We start from the raw sequence: 26,607 nt of genomic DNA on the forward strand, positions 1-26,607 counted from the left end.
CCCACCCACACCACACCCGCAAAAACTCAGACGACACAACCTCACAGCACACAAGCAAAACAAGCCATCAATAGCGGACAATCAAGCCTTCAAAAAGCCATCAAACCCCAGTGTCCCCCCACCTCCCCATCCTGCGCGAAGTTTTTGGCTACGACGCCTTTCGCGGCCCGCAGCAAGCCATCATTGACCATGTGGCCGCTGGGGGCGATGCGCTGGTGCTCATGCCCACGGGCGGGGGCAAGTCGCTGTGCTACCAAATTCCGGCCATTGCACGCCAGCGCTCAGGCCACGGCATCACCGTGGTCGTCTCGCCGCTGATTGCGCTGATGCACGACCAAGTCGGTGCGCTGCACGAGGCGGGCGTGAGCGCGGCCTTTCTCAACTCCACCCTCACCAGCGAAGAAGCCAGCGACATCGAGCGGCGCTTGCTGCGCGGCGAGATCACGCTGCTGTATGCCGCCCCCGAGCGGGTGACCAATGCACGTTTTCTGGCACAGATGGACTCGCTGCTCGAGCGCGGGCTGCTGAGCCTGTTTGCGATCGACGAAGCGCACTGCGTGAGCCAATGGGGCCATGACTTCCGGCCCGAATACCGGGGTCTGTCGGTGCTGCACGAGCGCTACCCCAGCGTGCCGCGTGTGGCGCTCACGGCCACGGCCGACGCGCTCACGCGCGCCGACATCGTCGAGCGCCTGCAGCTGGAGGGCGCCGAGCTGTTCATCAGCAGCTTTGACCGGCCCAACATCCGCTACACCATCGTCGAGAAAAAAGACGCCAGCACCCAGCTGCTGCGCTTCATCGAACGCGAACACCCCGAAGAAGCGGGTGTGGTCTATTGCCAGTCGCGCAAACGGGTCGAAGAGATCGCGGTCATGCTGTGCGAAGCGGGCATCCACGCGCTGCCGTACCACGCGGGCCTGGACGCCGCCGTGCGCCAGCGCCACCAGAACGAATTTTTGCGTGAAGAAGGCGTGGTGATGGTGGCCACCGTGGCCTTTGGCATGGGCATTGACAAGCCGGATGTGCGCTTTGTGGCGCACCTGGACATGCCCAAAAACATCGAAGGCTACTACCAGGAAACCGGCCGCGCCGGTCGCGACGGCCTGGCGTCTGACGCGTGGATGGCTTACGGCCTGCAAGACGTGGTGAACCAGCGCCGCATGATCGACGAGAGCCCGGCAGGCGAAGAGTTCAAGCAGGTCATGCGCGGCAAGCTCGACGCGCTGCTGGCCCTGGCCGAAGCGACCGACTGCCGCCGCGTGCGGCTACTGGGCTACTTTGGCGAGAGTTACGCCAGCCAAAAAGACAGCGCGCAAGGCGTTTACATGCCCTTTTGCGGCAACTGCGACAACTGCTTGAACCCACCGGAAGTGTGGGACGGCACCGATGCCGCACGCAAGCTGCTCTCCACCGTGTACCGCACCCACCAAAGCAGTGGCCACAGCTTTGGGGCCAGCCACACCATGGACATCGTGCGGGGCAAAAAAACCGAGAAGGTGGTGCAGCGCGGCCATGAAAGCATCAGCACCTTTGGATTAGGCGCCGAATACAGCGAGCAGCAACTGCGCGCCGTGATGCGCCAGCTGATCGCCATTGGCGCTTTGCATGTGCACACCGAAGACGGTTTCAGCACCCTGCACCTGACCGAGGCGTCACGTGCCGTGCTCAAAGGCGATGTGCCGGTGCAGCTGCGCGAGAGCACCAGCCAACGCAGCGACAAAAAAAGCCGCACCCGCAGCGGCCCAGCGCCTGCTGCGGCCAACCTGGGGCAAGACGCGATGGTGCGCTTCATCAACCTCAAGGCCTGGCGCGCCGAGGTGGCCAAGGAACACAACCTGCCTGCGTATGTGATCTTCCACGACGCGACGCTGGCCGCCATTGCCGAAGCCGCGCCGCAAAGCCTGGCGCAGCTGCAAGGCATCAGCGGCTTGGGCGTGAAGAAACTCGAAGCTTACGGCCCGCAAGTGCTGCGGGTGTGCAACGGGGCGGCTTAAGCCTCAGGCTTCTGCAACGCCTCGCCTGCGCCATGCAGCTGGCCAAACAGCGCCTTGAAGCGCGCGTGCCGCGCCAGCAAAGTGCTCGTCTCGGCAGCATCTGGCTGGAATGTTTGAACCATCCCCTCGCTGGCACTGGGCAGGTCACTGCAGCCCTGATCGGCCATCATGGCCAAGCGTGCCGCGCCCAACGCAGCGGCCACTGGCGCATGGGGGATGCGGTGCAGTGGGCACTGCAATGCACTGGACAAACATTGCGCCCAGACATCGCTGCGCGCCCCACCGCCCACCAGTGCCAAGGACTGCGCACTGGGCCCGGTTTGCCTCATGGCCTGCCAGCCATCGAGCAGACCCAGGCAAACGCCCTCCATCACGGCATAAGCCAGATCGGCCAATTCGTGCCCCGCTTGCAAGCCCGACAGATTGGCCGTGAGCAAGGGGTTGTTGTGGGGGGTGCGCTCGCCCTGCAAATAAGGCAGGAACAGCGGTGACCGCATGCGCCGCGACAATGGCAAGCTGGCCGCCAGGTCCGACAGGCGGGCTTCAGGTGTGCCGCTCAATCGGGCCAGCCAGCCCAGCGCACTGGCTGCGCTGAGCATCACCGACATCTGGTGCCAGCGCTGCGGCAATGCATGGGCAAAGGCATGCACCGCTTGCTCGGGCGCGGGCTCAAACCTCTCAGTCACACGAAAGATCACGCCCGAGGTGCCCAGCGACACAAACCCCTGACCCACCGCCAAGGCCCCCACCCCGATGGCGCTGGCTGCGTTGTCCCCTGCGCCGCCCGCCACCAGCACCGGGTGGCTCCAGCCCCAGGCTTTGGCCTGCGCCGGACTCAGAGGCGCACTGATTTCAGAGCCCTCGACCAAGCGGGGCATGTGGGACACATCCAGCCCACACGCAGCCAGCAGGGACGCGTCCCAACGCCGCCGGGCCACATCCAGCCACAAAGTGCCCGATGCGTCCGACATCTCACTGACGGCCTCGCCTGTGAGTTGCCAACGCAGCCAATCCTTGGGCAACAGCACACGGGCTGTGCGGGCAAAGATTTCGGGCTCGTGCTCGCGCAGCCACAGCAATTTGGGCGCGGTCAAGCCGGGCATGGCCCGGTTGCCGGTGATCTGGCGCAGGCGGGGTTCGGCGCTTTCAAGATGCGCGCACTGTGCAGCGCTGCGCCCATCGTTCCACAGCACAGCGGGGCGCAAAACCTGACCCTGCGCGTCGAGCAGCACAGCGCCATGCATCTGCCCCGACAAGCCGATGGCGCGCACCCGCGACCAGGCTTGGGGTTGTTGCTCACGCAACTGGGCTGCTGCGTGCGTCACCGCAGACCACCAGTCCGCCGGGTGCTGCTCACACCACAAAGGCTGGGGCTGCTGCACGTGCAGGGGCGCATCGGCCGTGGCCAGTGTCTGTTGCGCGTCATCCATAAGCAGCAGCTTGACACCCGAGGTGCCCAGGTCAATGCCAAGGTACATGGCCGACTTTCAAACTCCGCGCTCGTGCAGCCCAAAGCGCACGCCCGACTGTTTGCGGTAATCGCTGGGGGTCATGCCCTTGATGTCCTGAAAACGCCGGTTGAAATTGGCCATGCTGTTGAAGCCCACCTCCAGGCTGATGTCGGCAATGAAACGCCTGCTTTCCCGCAGCAATTGGCAAGCGCGGTTGACACGAATGCGATTGACGAATTCGGTGAAGGTGTTGCCTGTGGCCCGGCGGAAAAAACGTGAAAACTGGCTGTCACTCATGCCCAGCTCCTGGGCCAGGGCCGACACCGAAAATTCCTCTCCCAGGTTGTCCATGACCCGCTCCACAATGGCGTTGATCTGATCGAGCTGGTGGTGGTTGTCCACACTTTGGATCTGGACGCTGGACAGCAAGCGGTAGTCGGTGGACCGGGCCAGATCGGTCAGAAAATCACAAAAGGCTGCAAAACGCTGCCCCCCTCGTGCCTGCTTGATACGCCGCCAATGGGCCTGAGCCTGCTCGCCCATGCCAAAAAACTCCACCCCGTGCCCCGCCCGCTCCAGCAATGGCAAAACCTCCCGCAGCTCGGGAATGTGTTCGGCACTGGCAGCGATCGGCCCATGCGGAAACTGGATCACCAAATCACGCTCTGGCACACCGCCTTCAGGCAAGTCCATGCTGACCCAGTTGTGCGGCAGGCGCGGTCCGGTCAAGACCAGCTGGCCTGGTTGAAAGTAACCGATCCAGTCACCCACAAACACCTTGCCCGAGGTGGCCGTGATCAGGTGCAACTCGTATTCGTCGTGGTAATGCCAACGCGCCAAAGGTGTTGGAAAGCCATGCGACAGACAGCTGATGATGCCCACCTCATCAGAGGCCTCATAGCCCAGATCGGGGGTGCGACTGAGGGCATGTTCCAGCTCGGGCTGGGTCTGCCGGGGCAAGTGCCGGGACATGTCGTGGGGTTTAACGGTCATCGCATTCGTGCGGTCAAAGTGGGGGCTGGCGGACGTGCTCTGCCGCAAAAGCCTGCACCCGAGCGTAGGCCCGGCGCACCGCATCGGTCAAGCGGGCATCCCCGGCCAGATCACCCCACAACAGCCGGTCGGCACAAAAAACCGCCACAGGATCGGCCGCCTGGCACATGGCGTGCGCCACTGCGGGGTCCATGGCCTGATCCTGGTAAGCGTAAGACAACTGGTCGCGATACCAGCGCTGCAAGAAAGCCAGGAACAAGGCGGGCAGCATGGCCACGCTCTCGATGCCTTCCCCCCGAGCCAGCCGCTGCCGGATGGTGGGTGCAATGAAACCCGGAATTTTGGAAAAGCCATCCATGGCCACGCGTTGGTTGGTGTCGCAAATCGCCGGGTTGGCAAAACGATCCAGCACCACGTCGCGGTATTGCGGCAGATCGATCGGGCAGGGGTGCTCGGTCGTGTCGAGCACCGGTATGGTGTCGTGTGTCACATAGTCATGCGCCATCTGGCGGATCACCGGGTCCTGCGTGCCTTCGTGAATGAACTGGTAACCCACCAAGGTGCCCGCCCACGCCACGCAAGAATGCGTGGCATTGAGCAAACGGATCTTGGCCTCCTCGTACGCATCCACCGAGGGCACCATTTGCACACCCACCTTTTCCCAGGCGGGCCGTCCGGCGGCAAAACGGTCTTCGATCACCCACTGGATGAAACTCTCCCCCATCACAGCAGCCGCATCGTCAACGCCCGTGGCTGCCTTGACGCGCTCGCGCACATCGGGCGTGGGCCGCGGGGTGATGCGGTCGACCATCGCATTGGGGCTGGTGGTGTGGGCCTGCACCCAATCGAACAAAGCGGTGTCGCCGATCAACCCAATGAACTCCAGCAGACCCGCACGCGAACGGTCGCCGTTGTGGCGCAGGTTGTCGCAGTTGAGCAAGGTCACAGGGCCACTGCCTTGGCGCATGCGCTCTCGCAAGATGGCCGTGAGCGCCGCATAAATGGTGGGCCCGGGTTGTCCGGCACGCGCAGCGGCCACATCGGCACGCAGGTCGGCAAAGGTGCTGAGGTCCAGGCGGTTGGCTGCGTCCAGGTAATAGCCTGCCTCGGTCACCGTGAACGAGATGATGCGCGTGGCACTATCAGCACCCCAGGCCACCAAACCGGCCAGATCAGCTGTCCAGGGAATCACTTGCCGTATGGATGTGATGCGTTCATAGCGATGCTCGCCTGCCGGAGAAATCGTCTCCAGGGTGTAGGCACCGCCTTGCGCCGCCAATGCGGCCAGGGTCTCGGCCATGTCGGGTCGGGTGTTGCCCGCTGCCAAAACCCAGCTGCTGTCTCCGCTTTGGATCAGCTGGTGCAGGTAAACGGCCTGATGGGCACGGTGAAAAGAGCCGAGGCCCAGATGGAGCATGACGTGGGTCATTGGGTTGGTCCGGATCAAAGTCAAAAGTCAAAGGTCAAATTGGGTCGGCATCATGACCACGTCGCGGATGGTCATGCCGCGAGGGCGCGTGAGCATGAACAGCACGACTTGGGCCACTTCTACCGCATCGAGCAAGCTGCCCTTGGCCTTGGCTTCAGCCAGTTTTTCAGCGGGCCAGTCGGCCAGCAGTGCCGTGATGACCGGCCCCGGCGAAATCGCGCCCATGCGGATGCCATGCTTGAAAACCTGACGGCGTGTGGTCTGCACAAAACAGTCGATGGCCCATTTGCTGGAGGCATACACCGGCTCCCAGGGGGTGGGGAAATGCGCCGCCAGCGAGCTGGTCACGATGATGTCGCCCGCACCGCGCACGATCATGTGTGGCAGCACGCCGCGCACGTTTTTCATGACCACGTTGACGTTCAGGTTCAGCATGCGGTCGATGGCCTCATCGCTCGCATCCACCAGGTCACCGCCCACATACAAGCCCGCATTGGCGTGAAAGACATCGAGCCGACCGGCCAAGGCCAAAATGCGCTCAGGCATGGCCGCGCATTGCAAAGGGTCCAGCAGGTCCAGCACGAGCGGCAAGGCATTGGCACCCAAGGCGGCGCAGGCCTTGTCAAGCGCCTGGCGGTCGCGGTCTACCAGCACCACGGTCGCGCCCGCTTCCAACATGGCCTGCGCGCTGGCCAAACCGATGCCCGATGCCGCGCCGGTGACGGCGGCCACCTGGCCGCTCAAAGGGAGTGAGTTGTTCATGGTGGGGTCTGTCTTGAAGAGGCGCCAATCTCAGGTCAGGTCAGGCTCAGGCCACGGTGGCACTGGGTGCGGTGGCGGCCGTGTGGCGCACCACGCGGCCGCTGGTGTCAAACCAATGGGCTTGCTCCGTGGCCACATCGAGCGCGACGGTGCTGCCCGCCAGCAGCGCTGTGCGCTCGCTTTGGCGGGCCACCAGCGTGGCCCCTTCGGTCGTGCTGACATAAACCAGGGTTTCAGCACCCAAGGCCTCCACCAGCTCCACCCGTCCCGCCACGGCCCCTTGTCCATGGGGGCGCAGCAACACGGCTTCCGGGCGCAAGCCCATGCTGCCGCCCACTGCGGCGGCCGGCGCTTGTTGTTGCACCACCGCAGGCAACTGTGCAAAGGGCACCACGTTCATCTGTGGCGTGCCAATGAACTGGGCCACAAACTGGTTGGCCGGTCGGTCGTAGAGCTCCAGCGGTGTGCCCACTTGTTCGATCTGGCCATCACGCAGCACCACCACACGGTCGGCCAGCGTCATGGCTTCGACCTGGTCGTGTGTCACATAAATGGTGGTCGCCCCCAGGTCGCGGTGCAGCTTGGCGATTTCCACGCGGGTCTGGCCACGCAAAGCAGCGTCCAGATTGGACAGCGGCTCGTCAAACAAGAACACCTTGGGCGCACGCACAATGGCTCGGCCAATCGCCACGCGTTGGCGCTGTCCGCCCGAGAGGTCTTTGGGCGTGCGCTGCAGGTAGCTGCTGAGGTTGAGGATCTTCGCGGCGCGTTCGACTTTGTCTTTGATGATCGCCGGATCTTCTTTGGCGAGTTTGAGTGCGAAGCTCATGTTCTCGAACACACTCATGTGCGGGTACAGCGCGTAGCTTTGGAACACCATGGCCAAATCGCGCTGGCTCGATGGCAAGTGCGTGATGTCGCGCTCTTGCAGGCTGAGCTTGCCGCCGTCGATGTGCTCCAGCCCCGCAATGAGGCGCAGCAGCGTGGATTTGCCGCAACCGGACGGGCCAACAAAGACCACAAACTCGCCTTGCTGGATGGACAGGTCAATGCCCTTGATGGCGCGGTGTTCACCGAAGAATTTTTCGATGCCCTGAAGTTGAAGGTAAGACATGGTGTGTGTAGTTTTGAAAATGGATTACTTGACGGCGCCGAAGGTCAGGCCTTGCACGAGTTGCTTTTGGCTGAACCAGCCAAACACCACGATGGGGGCAATCGCCATGAGCGATGCGGCCGACAACTTGGCCCAAAAGAGGCCTTCAGGGCTGGAGTAACTGGCGATCAGGGTGGCCAGGGTGCCGCCTTTGGCGGCCGTGAGGTTGAGCGCCCAAAATGCTTCGTTCCAGCTGAGCACCAAGCACAGCAAGCCGGTTGAAGCCAGCCCACCCATGGCCAGCGGCAGCAGCACCATGCGCGCCTCTTGCCACAGCGATGCACCGTCCATGCGGGCCGCCTCAAGAATTTCGTGCGGAATGTCCTTGAAATGCGAGTACAGCATCCACACCATGATCGGCAAGTTGGACAGCGTGAACACGATGATCAAAGCCAGCTGGGTGTCCAGCAAGTGGCTCTTTTGCGCCAGCACATAAATGGGCACGAGCGCACCCACGGCGGGCATCATCTTGGTGGACAGCATCCACATCAAGATGTCCTTGGTGTGCTTGCCCTTGATGAAGGCCATCGAGTAGGCCGCAGGCGCGGCAATCAGCAGCCCCAGCAGGGTGGACACCACGCTGGTGATGACCGAATTTTTGGCGTACAGCAGATAGTCGCTGCGCTCTTGCACTTCGTGAAAGTTCTCCAGCGTTGGCGCAAAAAACAGCTCGGGCGGCACCGCGATGGCCTGCAGCTCGGTCTTGAACGCGGTCAACATCAACCAGCCCAAGGGAAAGAACAGCAGCAAAGCGCTGGCCCAGGCCGCGACTGTGCGCACGGCGTAAGCGGTGGTGAAAGTGGTTTGTCTTGCCATGGGGGTTGCTCACTTGTCCAGGTTTTTACCGACCATGCGGATCATGAAAATGGCCGCGATGTTGGCCAGCACCACCGCCAACAACGCACCCGCCGATGCGACACCGGCATCAAAATTCAGAAGTGCCTGCTTGAAAATCAGGAACGCCACATTGGTACTCGCGTCACCCGGTCCACCACCGGTGGTGGTGTAAATCTCAGCGAACACGCTGAGCAAAAAGATGAGTTCGATCATGACGACCACCGCCACCGAGCGGCCCAGGTGGGGGATGTAGAGGTAGCGCAACTGCTGCCCATAGTTGGCCCCGTCCATGCGCGAAGCTTCGAGCTGCTCGCGGTCCATGCTTTGCAGCGCTGTCATGAAAATCAAGGTGGCAAATGGCAGCCACTGCCAGGACACCATGATGATCACCGACAGCAAGGGGAAATCGGTCAGCCAATCGATCGGCTCCATGCCCAGAAATATCCAGACCTGGGCCAGCACCCCATAAATCGGGTTCATCATCATGTTTTTCCACATCAAGGCATTGACCGTGGGCATGACAAAGAAAGGCGATATCAGCAGCAAGCGCACCAGGCCGCGGCCCGCAAAGGGTTCGTTGATGAGCAAGGCCAGCGCCACCCCCAGCACCACCGTGATGGCGATCACACTGCCCAGCAACAGCACGGTGTTGAGCACCGCTGCGCCAAATGAGGGGTCGGTGATGAAGTATTCGAAATTTTCCAGTCCAACAAAGCCGCTCTGATCGGGCTGCAGCAAGTTGAATCGGATGAGGCTGAAATAAATCGTCATCACCAACGGCACGATCATCCACAAGAACAGTGTGGCAACGGCGGGCGTCAGCAACAAACGGGGAAGCAAGCGGTTCATGAAGGCAAACTTTCAACGAAAAAACGCTGCCGCCCAGACCAGCTGGGCGACACGTCGGCAAGAGCCCTGGGCCCAATGCGCCCAATTTGCGGGCAGGCTGGTGCTGGCACCGGTCCACCCGCAAGGCGGACTCACTTGTAGTAACCGGCCTTCTTCATTTCGCGCTCTGCGGCCACTTGGCTGGCTTTGAGGGCGGCGTTCACGCTGGACTTGCCTGCCAAAGCGGCGCTCATTTGCTGACCCACGGCAATGCCAATCGACTGGAACTCAGGGATGGCCGCGAACTGCACACCCACATAGGGGCTCTTGGGCAAAGTCGAGTCGTTCGGGTTGGCCGAGTCGATGGCTGTCTTTTCAGCCTTGGCAAAACGTGCGGCCTTCAGGAAGTCGGCATTGGCGTAAGTGCTCTTGCGCGTGCCGGTGGGCACAGCGCCCCAACCATTGGTCTTGCCCACCAAGTTGATGTAGTCCTTGGACGTGGCCCAGGTCACGAACTTCTGGGCCGCATCGACCTTTTTGGAGCCCGCAGGAATGGCCAGCGACCAGGCCCACAACCAGTTGGCACCTTTGGGTGTGTTCATGGTGGGCGCTTGCGCAAAGGCCATCTGGTCAGCCACTTTGGACTGCTTGGGATCGCTCACAAACGAGGCTGCAATCGTCGCGTCAACCCACATGCCGCACTTGCCCGAGTTGGTCAGCGCCAGGATTTCGTTGAAGCTGTTGGCTGCAGAGCCGGGTGGGCCGTAGTTTTTCAGCAGGTCGACATAGAAGTTGACCGCATCTTTCCAGGGCTTGGATTCGAGTTGGGGTTTCCAGTTCATGTCAAACCACTGACCACCAAAGGTGTTGACCATCGTGGACAGCAAGGCCATGTTGTCGCCCCAGCCAGGTTTACCGCGCAGGCAAATGCCGAACACGCCGTTCTTGGGGTCATGAATCTTGGCGGCCAAGTCCTTGATTTGCGGCCATGTGGGGCGCTCGGGCACTTGCACGCCGACTTTGTCGGCCAAGTCCTTGCGGTACATCAGCATCGAGCTTTCGCCGTAAAACGGTGCGGCAAACAGCTTGCCGTCCACGCTCAGGCCATTGCGCATGGCGGGCAGCAGATCGTCCACATCGTAGGCGGCGTCGGTTTTGAGTTCCTGCAACCAGCCTTTTTTGCCCCAGATCGGGGTTTCGTACATGCCAATCGTCATCACATCGAACTGACCGCCCTTGGTGGCGATGTCGGTGGTCACGCGCTGACGCAGCACGCCTTCTTCCAAAGTGACCCACTTGAGTTTGATGTCGGGGTTGGCGGATTCGAAGTGCTTGCCGAGTTTTTGCATCTCGATCATGTGGCCGTTGTTCACCGTGGCAATGACCAATTCGGTGGCAGCATGGCTGGCACCCAGCAGTGCAAACGCAAGGCCTGCGGCCAAGCTCATACGGAATTTCAATTTCACGATCAATCTCCTGGTGTTGGGTTTCATGGGTCTGCCAACACACATCCCAGCGACATGTCCGGTTGGCTGGGCTGAACGATACTGATCTTTTGATGCGTATTTGGTACGTATTTATCTATCGATGGTATTTTTTTGACTTAATTTCTTCGGATATTCACCTACTTTATCAAATGAGTACTACTTTTCCGCATTGAAGTCGGGCGGCCGACATGGGCATTAACTGCCGAAGCCTGTGGCGAGCAGGTTCTGCGGGTGTGCAATGGGGCTGTATGCTGGCCGACAAGATCGACGACGACTTGGCCAAAGGCATCAACCAAGTAGCCATCGCCAATCTGCTGGACGTTTCGCCGAACACTCTTTATGGGGGGATAAAAGTCAGACGCTCGGGCTCGTCGAGGGCTATTCAAGACTTACAGCGGGGCGCAGGTTAAAACGGCCGCCAACGCAGCCTCAAACTTCTCCGTCTTGCTATTCCGCTTCTCGCTGGTGACGTATGCGGACCACCATGGCTGGTGTTTCAGCGCATCGTTTTCGGTTGCAACATGGCTGGCCGCTCACATTGCCCTTGGCGATGCTTTTTCAGTTGAAGAAACATAAACCCGAACATCGTCAAACGCATAACCTGAGCTCGTGACTTTCATGCCAGCCATCGCATCTGCCGACTCCTGTGAAAATTTTTGCGACAAGCTCAAACCCATTTGCTTCATATCCGGGGTGACCAGTGAGGTAGGTGTTACAACGGTATTGAATCAAGCGATCGACATCAAGCCCTTGTGTTGAATCACCGTGAGCAATCTGAGCGCTGGGCCTCCGGGCTTTTTAATACCGCGCTCCCAATCAGAAACAAGGTTCTTCGACACATTCAGGTATCGCGCAAACACAGGCTGCGAAATATGCTCGCGCATCCTAAGTGCTTTGATTTGTTCGGGCAGCATCACCTCAATGGGCGTGAGGCAAGTCTCGTCAAACTCCCGCATGGTCTGGCGATTCACAGCGCCCACTTCATGCAAAGCCTCCATCGTTTCGTGGATCGCAGCCAATACATCACTGCGGTATTTTTTAGGCATCTTGCACCACCTTTTCAAAATGTCCTTGAGTCACCAACTCCATGAGTTGGGCATCCGTTAAATCCAATACGTGTTGAGCCATCTTTTTGAATTGGGCCTCTTCCATGGCACTGATGTTTTCCAACTCGCTCTTGGCAAAGCCATAAACAAAGAAACACCGATGCTGCTGACGAAACAGCAGAATCGTTCGATAACCCTTTGAACGCCCCTCACCAGGTCGAGCGATTCTTTGCTTGATCACACCCGCGCCCAAATCGGCATCAATCAAACCGCCTTCAGCTCGGGCTACTGCATCGAGAAGTGCAGCAACAGAAATCTTTTCTTTTCGGGCGAAGCGCGTGAACCACGCACTTTTAAAGATATCCATTTCCGCCTCCTAAATTTTTTATCAAAGTATCACACAAAGTGTTACTAAAATCAAGGGCTCTTAAACAGTGCACGACATTGTTGGGTTCGTCGGGCGTGCATGCGCCCACAGCTAAACCCTCACTCCACCTGAATCGCCCCGCGCCGAATCTGGTCACGCTCCAGGCTTTCAAACAGCGCCTTGAAGTTGCCCTCGCCAAAGCCTTCGTCGGCCTTGCGCTGGATGAACTCGAAGAACACGGGCCCCAGCAGCGTCTGGCTGAAAATTTGCAGCAGCAAGCGCTTCTCGCCATTGGCCGTGGAGCCGTCCATCAGGATGCCGCGCGCCTGCAGTTCGGGCACCGGCTCGCCGTGGCCCGGCAGGCGCTCTTCGAGCATCTCGTAATAGATGTCGTTGGGTGCGGTCATGAGCGGGATGCCCGCCATCTGCAAGGCGTCCACGCTTTTCAAAATATCGTCGGTGAGCAGCGCAATGTGCTGGATGCCCTCGCCGTTGAACTGCATCAAGAACTCTTCGATCTGACCGCCCGTCTTGCCCGACTCTTCGTTCAGCGGGATGCGGATCATGCCGTCGGGCGCCATCATGGCCTGGCTGGTCAGGCCCGTGTACTCGCCCTTGATGTCGAAGTAGCGAATCTCCTGGAAGTTGAACAGCTTTTCGTAAAAGCCACTCCAGTACGCCATGCGCCCTTTGTAGACGTTGTGTGTCATGTGGTCGATGAGCTTGAGGCCATGGCCCGGCGGGTGGCGGTCCACACCCTCGATGAATTCAAAGTCGATGTCGTAGATGCTCTTGCCGTCTTCAAAGCGGTCGATCAAATACAGCGGCGCGCCACCAATGCCCTTGATGGCGGGCAAGCGCAGCTCCATCGGGCCCGTGGGCACATCCACGGGCTGCGCCCCGAGGTCCAGCGCCCGCGCATAAGCCTTGTGCGAGTCCTTCACCCGGAACGCCAGCGCACAAGCGCAAGGTCCGTGCTCGGATGCGAAGTACCCGGCCAGACTTTTGGGCTCGCGGTTGACAATGAAATTGATGTCGCCTTGGCGGTAGAGCACCACGTCTTTGGATCGGTGTTTCGCCACCAAAGTGAAGCCCATTTTTTCAAACAAGGGCTCCAGCGTGTTGGGGACAGGCGAGGCGAACTCGACGAACTCGAAGCCACACAAACCCATGGGGTTGTCAAACAAATCGGCCATGAAAATCTCCAGTGAAAAGCAGGACCGCGCTGCAAAGTGAGCACGGCCCGAATTGAAATTGGACAAACGAAAACGAAGGGTGTGTTTAAAAACCCTGCGGCGGCGCGCAGGGCTTACCCCGCGTGCTGCGCGCGAGGTGGATGCCGAAAATCAAAACCTGGATGGCCATGGAGGCAGATGGTCGTGGCCTTGGCGTCAAATGTCAAGCCAAGCCGCCGCCGAGCACTTCAGGCCACCGCCTGGCTGGCGCGCATGCGCTCGATCTCGTGGGGGCTCAGGCCCAAGCTGGTCAGCAACGCGTCTGTGTTCTCACCTTGCCGGGGTGGTTGGTGGCGCACCCCTAAACGCTGGCCGCCCATGGTGAAGGGCAGCAAAGCCGCAGGCGCGGTCTGCCCGGCTCTGGGGCCGTCGGGCAGGCGCACATCGGCCAGCCCCCCGGTGGCCTGCAGGTGCGGGTCGTCAAACAGCTCTTCGGGCTTGACGATGGGTGCAAAAGGCAGGCCAGCCTTTTCAAAAATGGCGGTCAGTTCGGCCGCCGTGAAGGCCGCCAGGCGGCGGCGCAAATCAGGCATCAACTCGGCACGCAGCGACACGCGGGCATTGTTGTCAAAGTAACGCGCATCGGCTTTCAGGTCGGCAAAACCCAACACGTCGCAAAAGGTGGCCCACTGCGCGTCGCTCACAGCGGCCAAAAAGATTTGCTCGCCGTTTTTGACAGTGAACACGTCGTACACCGCCCAGGCCGAGATGCGGTTGGGCATGGGCTCGGCCGCTTTGCCGGTGATGGCGTACTGCAGCATGTGCTGGCCCACCAGAAAGACGTTGTTCTCAAACAAAGCGGACTGGATCTCTTGCCCGCGCCCGGTGATGCCGCGCTGGATGAGTGCACCCAACACGCCAATCGCCCCGAACATGCCGCCCATGATGTCGTTCACGCTGGTGCCCGCGCGCAGCGGGTCGCCCGGACGGCCGGTCATGTAAGCCAGGCCGCCCATCATCTGGACCACCTCGTCGAGCGCGGTGCGGTGGTCATACGGCCCGGGCAAAAAGCCCTTGAGGCTGGCGTAAATGATTTTCGGGTGGTTCACCGACAAGCTGGCGTAGTCCAGGCCGTACTTGGCCATGGTGCCGGGCTTGAAGTTCTCGGCCACCACATCGGCCGTGGCACACAGGCGACGCGCGACCTCAGCCCCCTCAGGGCTTTGCAGGTTGATCTGAATGCTCTTTTTGTTGCGGTTGAACATCGGAAAAAAGCCTGCACCCGAGCCCAACAAATGCCGGGTGCGGTCGCCCGCAATGGGCTCAACCTTGATGACCTCGGCTCCCATGTCGGCCAGCACCATGCCGCAAGTGGGTCCCATGACCATGTGGGTGAACTCGACGACACGCAGGCCGTCGAGCGGGAGTTTCCGAGCCGGTTCGGTCATGCGCACGCTCAGCGGTAAAACGCTTCGACCGTGCCTTTGATTTTGATCAGCAACGGCTGACCCTTGCGGTCCAGCGTTTTGCCTGCGGGCACTCGCACCCAGCCTTCGCTGATGCAGTATTCCTCAACGTCGTTGCGCTCTTTGCCATTGAAGCGGATGCCGATGTCGTGCTCGAACACGGCGCGCACATGGTGTGGGCTGCGGGCGTCGATGGCCAGGCGGTCGGGGAGTGCGGGGCGGGAAACGTGGGCGTTATCGGCGGAAGTGTCAGGGGTTTGGGTTTCGGTCATGGTCAATGCGTTGGCAAAAATGAAACTAAGTGGATTCTCCCCGATTTAACGGGGCCGTCGGTGGCAGAATCCCGGGTCCTTCGACGGACAGTGCTTGGGCCTGTCCCGTCCGATTCAGCTTGACCCCCTTCCTCATGACCTCTTCCCCCGCCGGCACGCTCGGCATCGATTTCGGCACTTCCAATTCGGCCATGGCCTGGCTCGGCCCAGAGGGCAGCGCACGCCTGATTCCGCTCGAGGGCGACGCCCTGGCCATGCCCACGGCCGTGTTTTACAACGCCGAAGACGGCAGCACCCACTTCGGGCGCGACGCCATCGGGCATTACCTGGAAGGCACCGAAGGCCGCTTGATGCGCTCGCTCAAAAGCCTGCTGGGCAGCCCGCTCCTTTTGGAGACCACGCAGATCGGCCACCAGCAGATCAGTTTTCAGGACATCATCGGCACCTTTTTGGCGCAGCTTCGCGAGCGCGCCACCCAAAGCCTGGGCAGCGCCCCGCGCCGAGTGGTGATGGGCCGCCCGGTGCACTTTGTCGACGATGACCCCGAACGCGATGACCAAGCCGAAGCCTCGCTGCGCCAGGCGGTCGAGGCGGTGGGCTTTGATGAGGTGTCGTTTCAACTGGAGCCCATTGCCGCCGCGCTGGACTACGAGCAGCGCCTGACCCAAGAAAGCACCGTGCTGGTGGTGGACTTGGGGGGCGGCACCTCGGACTTCACGGTGGTGCGCCTGGGGCCGGAGCGCATGCCCCGCACGGACAGAAGCAGCGACATTTTGGCCACCACGGGCGTGCACATTGGCGGCACCGATTACGACCGGCAGCTGAATCTGGCGCAGGTCATGCCGCTGCTGGGTTACAAACATTTGGGCCCCGAGCAGCGGGAAGTGCCCAACCGCGTGTTTTTTGACTTGGCCACTTGGCACCTGATCCACTGGCAATACCAACCCAGAGCCATCGCCCACGCCCAAACCCTGCGCAGCAACTACAGCGAGCCGCGTCTGCATGAGCGCCTGATGCGCGTGCTGACCGAAAGGCACGGCCACCACATGGCCCACGAGGTGGAGCAGGCCAAGATCCAATGCTCCGTGAACCGCGCCGACACAGGCATCGAGCTGTCGGTGATCGAGCGCGGCTTGCAGGCGCGTCTGGGGGTGGGCGACATGCAGGCGCATTTGCAGGACTTGCTGGCCCGCACCGTGGCTTGCGCACGCGAATGTGTGCAGCGCGCAGGCCTGACGGATGCGTCACTGGATGCGATTTACCTCACGGGTGGCTCATCGGCCTTGAGCACTTTCCAGGCCGCTTTGCAGGCCGAATTTGCGGGTGTGCCGCTGGTCGAAGGCGATTTGTTTGGCGGCGTGGCGCTGGGCTTGGCCTACAGCCGCTGAGCCTTGGTGCTTGTTTCTGACGGGGCTTTTGCTGCCGATGGTCTCAAACAGTGGACTCAGGTCCAGTCGTCGCCCAGGTCCCACAGGCCATCGCCCGCATCCGGCTCGGCGGTGGCCAAGCCCCCGGCGGAGCCTTGGGCCACATCGGGCGCGGCCGCGTCTGTTCCCCACAGGCCTTGGAGACCTTGCAGCAGCAAACCACCGGCCACCACACCTGTGGTCACGCCCAATGCCGTGCCACCGACTTGCGCCAGCAAACCACGCCCCCAGGGGCTGGGAGGGCTGAGCAGGGCCGGGGCCATGGGGGCGGCCTGAACATGGGCACGGTCTGCACCAGCTGAACCCTCACCGCCTGGAAAGGTGGCCCCTGCCGCTGTGGGGCTGGCGGCAGATGCCAAGCGAGCGGCTTGTTCATCGCACTGCGCTTGCAACAGGCCCAAGCGGGCATGGGCGGCATCCAGCGCCAGCTGCAGCGCCAGGCTGCGCTGCACCAGCAAATAAGGGGCATCGGGCTGCTGCGCCAGCGCGTCGCGGATCAGGCCGTCGGCCAGCGCATCTTTGGGCTGGGCGCGTTGCTGGCGCAAAGCGGCCAAAAATTGCTGGAGCTGGTCACGTTCTTGGGCGGTCATGGACAGGTCCCTTCATGGGTGGCAGACGGTCTGGCGCAGACGATTATGGGTTCACGCCTGAGGCACTTGGACGATGAGCCCATGCACCATCAGGTCTTTTGCAGGTACACATAAGCGCCCATGAGGGGCTGCGCCTGGTCCAGCCGCAAGGGCGCGCGGTGCACGCGGGCCCATTGCCAGCCATGTTGCGCGGCCAAGCCCTGCAAATACGTCAGGGCGTGTGCATAACGCAGCGTGCTGTGCAACTGCACAGCCAGGCCCGGGTCAGCCTCTTCGACGGTGAAGGCCAGCCAGCCACCCGGGCGCACGCGAGGGCTCAGGGCCTCAAAAACCGCCTCCAGGCGTCCCACATAAATGAACACGTCGGCGGCCAGCACCAGATCGGCCTGCTCATTGCCTTGCTTCAAAAAATCGACCAGTTCCAGCGCGTGCAGGCTGTCGTACACCCCAAGGGCTTGGGCCTTGGCGACCATGGCCGACGACAGGTCCACCCCGCTCAAATGGTCTGCGCGGGAGCGGATCAAGCGGCCACACAAACCTGTGCCGCAGCCCAGATCCCACACGCGCTCAAAGCGGGCCGCCGGGTCTGCGGGCAGGTGCTGCAGCAGCACGCGGTGGCCTTGGTAACCCAGTTGCCCCACCAGGTGGGCTTCAAAGTCATCGGCGTACTGGTCAAACAGTTTTTCCACATACGCTGCTGGCGCATTCACCATGGGCTGCTGCGGGCTCAGGGCGGCCAGGTAGTAGCGGTGCAGTTCGGGATCGGCCCCCAAGTCCAGGGCCCGCTGGTAGCCCGCGATCGCCTGCGCGGTCTGGCCCATGTCGCGCTGCACATGGGCCATCTGGCTCCAGGCTTCGGCCAAGTCCGGGTCATGCGCCAGGGCCTGCTCAAAGGCCAACAAGGCTTGTGGCAAGCGCCTTTCGTGCGCCAGGCACTGGCCCCAGCGCAAACAAAAGTCGGCCCCGTCTGCGCCCAGAGCGCGTGCTTTGTCGTGGCAAAGCAAAGCCTGCGCCCAATCGCCCAGGGCCATTTGCGTCACGCCCCAGGCCATCCAGGCATCGGTTTGCGAATCATCGGCGTCCAAGGCTTGGCGCAGACACACATCGGCCCGCTCAAAACGGCCCAACTGCACGCAGCTCACGCCCAGGTTCATGAGCACAGAGGGCCGGCCGGGGGCGAGCTGCAAAGCTTTCTCGAACAGCGCTGCAGCCGCCTCGAAGTCGTGGCGTTCAAACTGTTCGACGCCAGCCAGAAAGGCCTGGCGGGCTTGTTCGAGTGAAGGGTCCATGTTCACCAGTGTGACACAGGCCAGCACCTGCATCCCACCGCCCCGGCAGGGTCGAGGCACAATGAACCCGCTTCACAAAAATACCGGAGACCGCATGAAAGAGACCCCCTATGCCTGGGTGGTGGTTTGGGCCACATTTGCTTGCCTGGCGCTGATCTTTGGGGTGTCGTATTCGTTTGCGGCGTTTTTTGAATCGTTTGCGGCCGAATTCTCGGCGCAGCGGGCCGATGTGTCCTGGATCTTTGGCCTGTCGGGCTTTGTCTACTTTGTGCTGGGCGCTGGCGGCGGCATGCTGGCCGACCGCTTTGGCCCGCGCGTCGTGTGCTCGGCGGGCATGGGCCTCATTGCGCTGGGCCTGCTGGCCACCAGCTGGGCCACGTCCTTGATGGCGGTCTATGTGAGCTACGGTTTGCTGGTGGGCTTGGGCATTGCGCTGGTCTACACCCCGTCCATTGCCAGCGTGCAGCCCTGGTTCACCACCCGCCGGGGTCTGGCCGGGGGCATTGCCAGCTCGGGCGTGGGCGCAGGCACTTTGTTGGTGCCGGTGTTGGTGGCCATGGCGATTGGCCCCATGCCCTGGCGCGAGGCCATGCAGTTGCTGGCCTTGGCGGTGTTGGTGCTGGGCTTGTTGGCGGCGGGTTTGCTGCGCCGCGCCCCTGCCACGCAAGCCGCCCCCGGTGCGCCCGGTGTGCCCGGTGAAGGGGGCTCGGCCTCCGGGCTGACTTTGCGCGAGACCTTGCGCAGCCCCACCTTCCGCTGGTTGTACTTGGCCACCGTGCTGGCCTCGCCCGTGATGTTCATTCCCTTTGCGCATGTGTCCGCCTCGGCGCGCGATCTGGGCCTGGGCGAAGCCTTTGCCGTGGGACTGGTGGGCCTGATTGGCGTGGGCAGTCTGGTCGGGCGCTTTGCCATTGGCCTGCTGGCCGACCGGCTGGGCCGGGCGCAGACGCTGGTGCTGATGCAGCTGTCCATGGGCGCGTCGTATGTGCTGTGGGGCGCGGCGGGCGGGCAGGCCATGCTGGTGCTGTTTGCCCTGTGGTTTGGCCTGAGCTATGGCTCCATCGTGTCGCTCTTGCCCGCCATTTGCATGGATTATTTTGGCGGCCGCTCGGTGGCCAGTGTGGTGGGCACACTCTACAGCGGCGCGGCATTGGGCAACTTGCTGGGCCCGGTGCTGGCCGGGGCTGCGTTTGACCTGAGCGGGCATTATTTGGGCGTGATGGCCGTGTGCGGCGGGCTGGCGCTGTGCGCCACATGGGCCTCACGGCAAATGAAACGCTGCGGCCAGGCGCGGTATTGATTCTTCAGAAAGAAGCACCTCATGCACAACGATTTGCACGCGCTGCGGCGCATCCTCAAAAGTTGCCCCACCATCGCGGTGGTGGGCCTGTCGGCCGAGTGGCACCGGCCCAGCTATTTCGCGGCCAAGTACATGCAGTCGCACGGCTTCAAGATCGTGCCGGTCAACCCGCGCTATGCGGGCCAGGCGATTTTGGGCGAAACCTGTTACGCCAGCCTGAGCGACATCCCCTTCAAGGTGGACATGGTCGATGTGTTTCGCCGCAGCGAAGATGTGCTGCCGATAGCCCAGCAAGCGGTGCATATCGGGGCGCGGTGTCTTTGGCAACAACTGGGTGTAACCAACCCCGAGGCCGACGCCCTGGCCCGGCAGGCGGGCATGGATTCGGTGAGCAACCGCTGCGTGAAGATCGAACATGCCCGGCTGTTTGGCGGCCTGAACTGGGTAGGCGTGAACACCGGCGTCATTTCGGCGCGGCGGCTGGTGTGAGGCCAGCCATCGCCCACAGGGGTGGGCTCCTGCAAATTCAAGCCAACTTTTCAAACCGAACACCATGACCGACCGCCAATTCCACCCCGAGACCCTGGCCATCCACGCCGGGCAAATTCCCGATGCGGCCACGGGCGCACGCGCCTTGCCCATCTACCAAACCAGCAGCTTTGTGTTTGACAGCGCCGAGCACGCGGCATCGCTCTTTAACCTGCAGACCTTTGGCAATGTGTATTCGCGCCTGAGCAACCCCACGGTGGCGGTGCTCGAAGAGCGGGTGGCCGCACTCGAAGGCGGGCGCGCCGCCGTGGCCAGTGCCTCGGGCATGGCGGCCGAGACCATGGCGCTGATGACCATCCTGCAGTCGGGCGACCATGTGGTGGCGGCCGGGGCTTTGTACGGCGGCTCGGTCACGCTGCTGGCCGTGAGCCTGGCCAAGTTCGGCATCGAGACCACCTTTGTGGACGCCACAAAACCCGAAGCCTTTGCCGCCGCCATGCGACCCAACACCCGGGCGGTGTATGCCGAGAGTCTGGGCAACCCGAGCATGGTGGTGCTGGACATCGCCGCCGTGGCCGAGGTGGCCCATGCGCACGGCGTGCCGCTCATCATCGACAACACCGTGCCCAGCCCCCTGCTGTGCAACCCTTTGGCGCTGGGGGCCGATATCGTGGTTCATTCGGCCACCAAATACCTGGCCGGGCACGGCACCACGCTGGGCGGCGTGGTGGTCGAGGGCGGCAAATTCCCTTGGGACAACGGCAAGTTCCCCGGCATGACCGAACCGTCCAAGGGCTACCACGGGGTAAAGTTTTACGAGACCTTTGGCGACTTCGGCTTTTCCATGCGCTGCCGCATGGAAAGCCTGCGCGTGTTTGGCGCATCGCTCAGCCCCATGAGCGCCTGGCAAATTCTGCAAGGCGTCGAGACCCTGCCGCTGCGCATGACCAAACACTGCGACAACGCTTTGGGCGTGGCCAAATTTTTGCAGGCCGACCCGCGAGTGGCCTGGGTCAATTACCCCGGGCTGCCCGACCACCCGCAGCACGCCCTGATGCAGCGCCAGATGCGTGGCGCTTCAGGCTTGCTGTCGTTCGGCGTCAAAGGCGGTTTGGCGCAAGGCGTGACCTTCATCGAGTCGGCCCAGTTCATGAGCCACTTGGTCAACATCGGCGACACCCGTACCCTGATCAGCCACCCGGCCAGCACCACGCACCGCCAGCTCGACGAAGCCCAGCAACTGGCCGCGGGCGTGCCGCCCGACATGGTGCGCATCTCAGTCGGCTTGGAAAACCTGAACGACATCCTCTGGGACATCGACCAGGCGCTGGACAAGGCCAGCCGCTAAGTCGATGCCATGGCCCGTGGGCGATGACTTGTACACCTAGGTCCATGGATGTGCTGGGCTTTCAGGCTTACCACCCCATCAGGGTCTTCAAGCGTCTCGTGCCAGCAGCGCCTGCCGGCGCTTGCGCTCAGACTGGAGCAAGCCCAACCCGGCAGCCACCACCAGTGCAATGCCGCACCAAGCCAGCGTGTTGGGCACATCGCCCCACATCAGGTAACCCAGCACCAGCGCCACCAAAAGGCCGCTGTAGCGAAACGGCCCGATCACGCTCATGTCGCCCAAGCGCATGCTGAGCGTGAGCAAGTGGTAACCCGCCGCCAGGCACAGCGAGGCCCCGAACAGCTGCCACAGGTGCTGTGTGGCCATGGGCTTCCAGGGCTCAAACAGGCTCCAAACACCCGCCAACAAAGTGACCATGATCGCCGTCGACAAGGTGATCAAAAGCGAAGGCACTTGAGCGGGCACGAGGCGCGTCAGAAAATCGCGCCCCGCGTGCAGCACCGCCGCAAACAAGCACAGCAAGGCATAGGCATTGAAGTCACCCATACGCGGCTGCACCACCAGCAGCACGCCCGCAAAACCCAGCAAGATCAGCGCCCAACGGCCCGGCGTGACCCGCTCGTGCAAAAAGAAAACCGCCATCAGGGTCAAGAACAGCGGACCCGCCAAATTGATCGCTGTGGCGTTGCCCAAGGGGATGTGAAACACCGCGGTGAGGTAGGTGAAAGACGCCAGGCTGTCGAGCACGGCGCGGGCAGGCACCGAGCGCGTCAGCGTGGTGCGCCAAAGCTGCAGCTGGCCCATCCACCCGGCCAGGGCCAGCAGCAGCGCCGTGGTCATCACGCCACGCACAAAAATCAGCTGCGGCGTGGACAGATCGGCGCTGACCCATTTGACCAAGGCGTCGTTCACCACAAAAAACACCATGGCACCGGTCATGGTGACGATGCCTCGGCGGTTGTGCTGGCTCATGCGGGGGCCTTGTCAAAAAAGGGCAGCACCTGCGCCAGCAGGGCCTCGGGCGCTTCTTCGGCGATGTAGTGGCCGCAAGGCAGCGCTTGGCCCGTGACCTGGCTAGCCACTTTTTGCCATTCCTTGAGCGGCTCAAAGCAGCGCTGCACCACGCCCTGCGCCCCCCACAGCACCTGGATGGGCATCTGAAGCCGTCGCCCCTGCGCGATGTCTTCCCGGTCGTGTTCCAGGTCGATGCCTGCCGAGGCGCGGTAGTCTTCGCACAGCCCGTGCGCCGCACCCGGCAGAGCCAGGCAGCGCTGGTATTCGGCCAGCGCGCGCGCATCAAACGGGGCCAGCCCGGCGCTGCGGTTGCCCATGACATCGGTCACATAGGCGGCCGGGTCGGCCTGGATCAGGCGCTCGGGTAAGGGTTGGGGCTGGATCAAAAAGAACCAGTGCCAATAGGCGCGTGCAAAGGCCTCGGTGGTTTGTGCGTACATGGCCAGCGTGGGCGCGATGTCGAGCAAAACCATCTGGCGCACGGCCTGCGGATGGTCCATGCCCAGCCGGTGCGCCACGCGGGCCCCCCGGTCGTGCGCCAGCACATGAAAGCGCGCAAAACCCAGGTGCTGCATCAGATCGATCTGGTCTTTCGCCAGGCTGCGTTTGGCGTACGCCGCGTGGTCCGGGCCACCCTCGGGTTTGGAGGAGTCACCATAACCGCGCAGGTCAGCCGCCACCACCGTGAAGTGCTGCGCCAGCGTGGGGGCCACCTTGTGCCAGATGGCCAGGGTTTGCGGGTGCCCGTGCAGCAGCAGCAAACCCGGGCCTTGCCCGCCCACCATGGCCGACATGTGCAGGCCCGCAGACACCGCGATCTGGTGGTGCGCGAAACCGGGAAACAAGGGCAAGGCAGGGTGGTGCATGGTCTAAACGCTTTGGCAAGCGGGGGCAGTGCAAGTCTGGCGCCACTCAACCGAGGGGGGCACGGTGGGGCGCCTCAGCAGCCATTATTGCCCTGCACCACCGCAGCCGCTGTGCCCTTTGAGACCCGCACCCCAGCCCCTGCGGTCAAGGGCCAGCGCTTAAACTCAGTGCTTTCATCCCCAACAAGAAGGAAGACCCCATGGGCGCGCAGTGGAAAGCAAAAGGCAAGGCACAGGCAGCAGATGCACGAGGCAAGCTGTTTGGTCGCCTGGCCAAAGACATCATGATCGCCGCCCGCAACGGTGCCGACCCCGCCGCCAACTCGCGCCTGCGCCTGGTGGTCGAGCAGGCACGCAAGGTGTCCATGCCCAAGGAAACGCTGGAGCGCGCCATCAAAAAAGGCGCTGGCTTGCTGGGTGATGCCGTGAGCTTTGACCGCGTGATTTACGAAGGCTTCGCCCCGCACCAAGTGCCCGTGATGATCGAAGTGCTGACCGACAACGTCAACCGCAGCGCCTCTGAAATGCGTGTGTTGTTCCGCAAGGGCCAGCAAGGCACTTCGGGCTCGGTGTCTTGGGACTTTGACCATGTGGGTTTCATCGAGGCCGAGCCCGCCCAAGCAGGCGCTGACGCCGAACTGGCCGCCATCGAAGCCGGCGCGCAAGACTTTGAACCCGCCGATGAAGACGGCGTGACGGTGTTCATCACCGAAGCCACCGACCTGGACCTGGTCAGCCGCGCCCTGCCCGAACACGGTTTCACTGTGGTGTCGGCCAAGCTGGGCTACAAACCCAAAAACCCGGTGGACCCCGCAAATCTCAGCGCCGAACAACTCGAAGAAGTCGAAGCCTTTTTGGGCGCGATCGACAACAACGACGATGTGCAGAACGTGTTTGTGGGGCTGGCGGGTTAAAACCATGCAGGGCCTTCGGGTCTTGCAGGCGACAGCTGAACGCCCCACTTGAGGGTTTTCAATGTGGGCGTTTCGCGAGTGCATCGATAGCATGTCCTGATCGTTCAGGAGTTCCCCATGCCGTTTTTTGTTTCAGCCACCATCGCCTCGCCATCTCGCACCCGGTATCTGACCTTCATCGCGGCCTTGCTGGCCGTGTGTGCCAGCAGCACCGCCCTGGCACAAGCCTGGCCACAGCGCCCCATCAAAGTCGTCATTCCCTTCCCGCCTGGCGGCCCCAGTGACCTGGTCATGCGCACAGCGGCCGAGAAAATTCTGGCCAACCTCAAGCAACCCATCGTGATCGAGAACCAGCCCGGCGCGGGTGGCAACATCGGCGCAGCCAGCGTAGCGCGTGCCTCACCCGACGGTTACACCTTTTTGTTCGCGACCGACACCCTGCTCACCGTGAACCCGCATGTGTACAAAACCATGCCCTTCAAGCTCGACGACTTGAAGCCCATCAGCGTGTTGTCTTCGTTCAGCCAAACCCTGGTGTGCAACCCTTCGCTGGGTGTCAAAACAGTGTCCGAGCTGATCGCCAAATCCAGAACCACGCCCTTGAGCTATGCCTCGGGCGGCGCGGGTGTGCCGGGGCATTTGTCGACCGAATTGCTGCTGAGCATGACCGGCATGCAAATGACGCACATCCCCTACAAAGGCCCGGCCCCCGCCATGCAGGACGTGCTGGCCAACCAGGTGCCTTGTGGTTTGCTGGCCGGGCCCACGGTGCTGCCGCATGTGCGCTCGGGCAAGTTGACGGCGCTGGCGGTGTCGGGCCAGGCGCGCTCGCCCTCCTTGCCCGAAGTGCCCACCATGGACGAAGCCGGGGTGAAAGGCTACGAGGCCGATTTCAGCCTGATCTTGATGGCCCCCAAACAAGTGCCCGATGACATCGTGGCCAAATTCCGCCAGGCCGTGGTCGACGCGCTGCGCACCCCTGAAGCCACCGAGCGGCTCAAGGCGTCCGACCAGATCGTGATCGGCAGCACGCCCGAGCAGGCGGTCGCCAAAGTGGCCAAGGACTTTGCCAAATGGGGCGCCGTGTCGCGCAAGATTGGGCTGAGTCTGGACTGAGGCCAGCGCTACCCTTGGGCCCGAGGGCACACCGGGCGGGCTTGTCAGCCAGCGCACAGTCGGGCGGGCGCAGGCGGGGCACCATGGCGCAGTTGCCACAGGAGCCCCCCATGCCACCACCCCAAATCGACCTGCGGGTCCCCAGCCACAGCCCCGCTGAGGCAAGCTTTTGCCTGGCGCAACTGTGCCAGCGCGACATCCTCAGCCTGAGCGCCGAAGCCTCGGTGCGCAAAGCCGCTGAGATGATGCGCACCCACCATGTGGGCGCATTGGCCCTGACCGACCCCGAAGACCCGACCCGCGTGGTGGGCGTGGTGACCGACCGCGATCTGGTCATCCATTTGCTGGCGCAAGACCGCTCACCGCAAGAGGCCAATATTGGGGCATTCAGCAGCGTGCACCTGGTGCGTGTGCCCGGCACGGCCACGGTGCACGAAGCCGTGCAGGCCATGAACCAGCATGGCGTGCGGCGCATTTTTGTCACCGAGCCCAACGGACGCTTGATGGGCTTGCTGTCTCTGGACGATGTGTTGGCCCAATTGGCACAGGAACTCAGTGGCCTGGCGCAGGCCCTTCGCATCGGCATCGACCTGGAAAGCAGCCGCACCTCACCCCTGTTCAGCCCAGGCGACGCAGGCAGCATGTACCTGGCGCAACACGAGCCCTGATGCCGCCCTGAAAACGGGCCGCCGCACACAGCCCGTTGGTTCGGACACCCGTTGCAAAACAAGCCCCCCAAATGACAAGCCCGACCAGCGAACTGGTCGGGCCGATGGGGCGTCACGAGAGGATCGTCCCAGGGTTTGCCCAAAAGAAGCTTCATCGTTCTGATGGGCGGGGTGCATGAATGCACCCCAGAGGATGCTTCGATCGGTTTCCCGATGTCAGCGATGCCACTTTACGCCCGCCGGGCGATGGGGGTCAAGGCACTGTTACATCTTTTTCAGGGGCTCCACAGCGACTTCGTCAGTCATGTCTGCTTTTCACTTTTCCC

26 protein-coding genes are annotated in these 26,607 nt (G+C 62.3%); 9 read left to right on the forward strand and 17 right to left on the reverse strand.

Annotated features, from left to right (window positions below):
• Nucleotides 1–110 precede the first annotated feature (110 nt).
• Nucleotides 111–1,994 carry a DNA helicase RecQ gene (gene recQ / locus QZ190_RS12350; protein ID WP_291916728.1) on the forward strand — a complete coding sequence of 628 codons (1,884 nt, stop codon included), beginning with the start codon at nt 111–113 and terminating at the stop codon, nt 1,992–1,994.
• Here the strand turns inward: recQ and xylB are convergent.
• From xylB to QZ190_RS12415, 13 genes are all read right to left on the reverse strand, one after another.
• Entirely contained in the window at nt 1,991–3,472 is a 1,482-nt protein-coding gene (gene xylB / locus QZ190_RS12355; RefSeq protein ID WP_291916730.1) for a xylulokinase, read from the reverse strand. The genes recQ and xylB overlap by 4 nt on opposite strands.
• 9 nt (nt 3,473–3,481) lie before the next feature.
• The gene (locus QZ190_RS12360) at nt 3,482–4,438 is read right to left on the reverse strand and encodes an AraC family transcriptional regulator (RefSeq protein WP_291916731.1); all 957 of its coding nucleotides are present in this window, start codon (nt 4,436–4,438) and stop codon (nt 3,482–3,484) included.
• 13 nt (nt 4,439–4,451) lie between these two features.
• Complete coding sequence (dalD, locus tag QZ190_RS12365) at nt 4,452–5,867, reverse strand: D-arabinitol 4-dehydrogenase (protein WP_291916733.1); 1,416 nt, start codon at nt 5,865–5,867, stop codon at nt 4,452–4,454.
• 27 nt (nt 5,868–5,894) lie between these two features.
• Nucleotides 5,895–6,629, reverse strand: a complete 735-nt coding sequence (locus QZ190_RS12370; protein WP_291916734.1) for an SDR family oxidoreductase — start codon at nt 6,627–6,629, stop codon at nt 5,895–5,897.
• Nucleotides 6,630–6,675: 46 nt separating this feature from the next.
• Nucleotides 6,676–7,743 carry an ABC transporter ATP-binding protein gene (locus tag QZ190_RS12375; RefSeq protein ID WP_291916736.1) on the reverse strand — a complete coding sequence of 356 codons (1,068 nt, stop codon included), beginning with the start codon at nt 7,741–7,743 and terminating at the stop codon, nt 6,676–6,678.
• 24 nt (nt 7,744–7,767) lie between these two features.
• Nucleotides 7,768–8,598 (reverse strand): carbohydrate ABC transporter permease, encoded by an 831-nt coding sequence (locus tag QZ190_RS12380; protein WP_291916738.1) that lies wholly within the window; start codon nt 8,596–8,598, stop codon nt 7,768–7,770.
• 9 nt (nt 8,599–8,607) lie between these two features.
• Nucleotides 8,608–9,468 (reverse strand): carbohydrate ABC transporter permease, encoded by an 861-nt coding sequence (locus tag QZ190_RS12385; RefSeq protein WP_291916740.1) that lies wholly within the window; start codon nt 9,466–9,468, stop codon nt 8,608–8,610.
• A gap of 131 nt (nt 9,469–9,599) precedes the next feature.
• Nucleotides 9,600–10,895, reverse strand: coding sequence for a sugar ABC transporter substrate-binding protein (locus QZ190_RS12390; protein ID WP_291916776.1), 1,296 nt, complete (start codon nt 10,893–10,895; stop codon nt 9,600–9,602).
• Nucleotides 10,896–11,662: 767 nt separating this feature from the next.
• Nucleotides 11,663–11,980, reverse strand: coding sequence for a DNA-binding transcriptional regulator (locus tag QZ190_RS12395; protein ID WP_291916742.1), 318 nt, complete (start codon nt 11,978–11,980; stop codon nt 11,663–11,665).
• Nucleotides 11,973–12,347 carry a type II toxin-antitoxin system RelE/ParE family toxin gene (locus tag QZ190_RS12400; protein WP_291916744.1) on the reverse strand — a complete coding sequence of 125 codons (375 nt, stop codon included), beginning with the start codon at nt 12,345–12,347 and terminating at the stop codon, nt 11,973–11,975. The genes QZ190_RS12395 and QZ190_RS12400 overlap by 8 nt, the downstream gene beginning before the upstream one ends.
• A 119-nt stretch (nt 12,348–12,466) precedes the next feature.
• Nucleotides 12,467–13,543 carry a 4-hydroxyphenylpyruvate dioxygenase gene (gene hppD, locus QZ190_RS12405; protein ID WP_291916746.1) on the reverse strand — a complete coding sequence of 359 codons (1,077 nt, stop codon included), beginning with the start codon at nt 13,541–13,543 and terminating at the stop codon, nt 12,467–12,469.
• Nucleotides 13,544–13,770: 227 nt separating this feature from the next.
• On the reverse strand, nt 13,771–14,970 hold the full coding sequence (locus tag QZ190_RS12410) for a CaiB/BaiF CoA-transferase family protein (protein ID WP_291916747.1): 1,200 nt from the start codon (nt 14,968–14,970) through the stop codon (nt 13,771–13,773).
• Nucleotides 14,971–14,978: 8 nt separating this feature from the next.
• Nucleotides 14,979–15,260, reverse strand: coding sequence for a DUF3297 family protein (locus QZ190_RS12415; RefSeq protein WP_291916749.1), 282 nt, complete (start codon nt 15,258–15,260; stop codon nt 14,979–14,981).
• Between the two features lie 134 nt (nt 15,261–15,394).
• Here QZ190_RS12415 and QZ190_RS12420 point away from each other — a divergent pair, with 134 nt between their 5' ends.
• Nucleotides 15,395–16,648 carry an Hsp70 family protein gene (locus QZ190_RS12420; protein ID WP_291916751.1) on the forward strand — a complete coding sequence of 418 codons (1,254 nt, stop codon included), beginning with the start codon at nt 15,395–15,397 and terminating at the stop codon, nt 16,646–16,648.
• A 56-nt stretch (nt 16,649–16,704) separates the two neighbouring features.
• On the opposite strand, the gene QZ190_RS12425 is transcribed toward QZ190_RS12420, so the two are convergent.
• A complete protein-coding gene (locus tag QZ190_RS12425; protein ID WP_291916753.1) occupies nt 16,705–17,277 on the reverse strand; it encodes a DUF2076 family protein in 573 nt (190 codons plus the stop codon).
• 89 nt (nt 17,278–17,366) lie between these two features.
• Complete coding sequence (locus QZ190_RS12430) at nt 17,367–18,566, reverse strand: tetratricopeptide repeat protein (protein WP_291916755.1); 1,200 nt, start codon at nt 18,564–18,566, stop codon at nt 17,367–17,369.
• Nucleotides 18,567–18,660: 94 nt separating this feature from the next.
• On the opposite strand from QZ190_RS12430, the gene QZ190_RS12435 reads away from it, so the two are divergent.
• The 3 genes from QZ190_RS12435 to QZ190_RS12445 all read left to right on the forward strand — a co-directional run bounded on the left by QZ190_RS12435 (nt 18,661) and on the right by QZ190_RS12445 (nt 21,703).
• On the forward strand, nt 18,661–19,866 hold the full coding sequence (locus QZ190_RS12435) for an MFS transporter (RefSeq protein WP_291916757.1): 1,206 nt from the start codon (nt 18,661–18,663) through the stop codon (nt 19,864–19,866).
• Nucleotides 19,867–19,887: 21 nt separating this feature from the next.
• Nucleotides 19,888–20,355, forward strand: coding sequence for a CoA-binding protein (locus QZ190_RS12440; protein WP_291916759.1), 468 nt, complete (start codon nt 19,888–19,890; stop codon nt 20,353–20,355).
• Between the two features lie 64 nt (nt 20,356–20,419).
• A complete protein-coding gene (locus tag QZ190_RS12445) occupies nt 20,420–21,703 on the forward strand; it encodes an O-acetylhomoserine aminocarboxypropyltransferase/cysteine synthase family protein (protein WP_291916761.1) in 1,284 nt (427 codons plus the stop codon).
• A gap of 87 nt (nt 21,704–21,790) precedes the next feature.
• On the opposite strand, the gene QZ190_RS12450 is transcribed toward QZ190_RS12445, so the two are convergent.
• Nucleotides 21,791–22,675: a DMT family transporter gene (locus tag QZ190_RS12450; protein ID WP_291916763.1), complete on the reverse strand. Its 885-nt coding sequence runs from the start codon at nt 22,673–22,675 to the stop codon at nt 21,791–21,793.
• Nucleotides 22,672–23,583 carry an alpha/beta hydrolase gene (locus QZ190_RS12455; RefSeq protein ID WP_291916766.1) on the reverse strand — a complete coding sequence of 304 codons (912 nt, stop codon included), beginning with the start codon at nt 23,581–23,583 and terminating at the stop codon, nt 22,672–22,674. The genes QZ190_RS12450 and QZ190_RS12455 overlap by 4 nt, the downstream gene beginning before the upstream one ends.
• A gap of 200 nt (nt 23,584–23,783) precedes the next feature.
• On the opposite strand from QZ190_RS12455, the gene QZ190_RS12460 reads away from it, so the two are divergent.
• From QZ190_RS12460 to QZ190_RS12475, 4 genes are all read left to right on the forward strand, one after another.
• Complete coding sequence (locus tag QZ190_RS12460; protein WP_089963613.1) at nt 23,784–24,497, forward strand: YebC/PmpR family DNA-binding transcriptional regulator; 714 nt, start codon at nt 23,784–23,786, stop codon at nt 24,495–24,497.
• Nucleotides 24,498–24,614: 117 nt separating this feature from the next.
• Complete coding sequence (locus QZ190_RS12465; protein WP_291916771.1) at nt 24,615–25,613, forward strand: tripartite tricarboxylate transporter substrate binding protein; 999 nt, start codon at nt 24,615–24,617, stop codon at nt 25,611–25,613.
• 110 nt (nt 25,614–25,723) lie between these two features.
• Nucleotides 25,724–26,281, forward strand: coding sequence for a CBS domain-containing protein (locus tag QZ190_RS12470; RefSeq protein ID WP_291916773.1), 558 nt, complete (start codon nt 25,724–25,726; stop codon nt 26,279–26,281).
• A gap of 135 nt (nt 26,282–26,416) precedes the next feature.
• Nucleotides 26,417–26,607, forward strand: a 191-nt coding sequence (locus QZ190_RS12475) for a hypothetical protein (RefSeq protein ID WP_291916775.1), incomplete at its 3' end; no start/stop codon positions are given.

Origin of the sequence: Limnohabitans sp., assembly GCF_017848645.1 — a bacterium.
Classification (GTDB): domain Bacteria; phylum Pseudomonadota; class Gammaproteobacteria; order Burkholderiales; family Burkholderiaceae_C; genus Limnohabitans_A.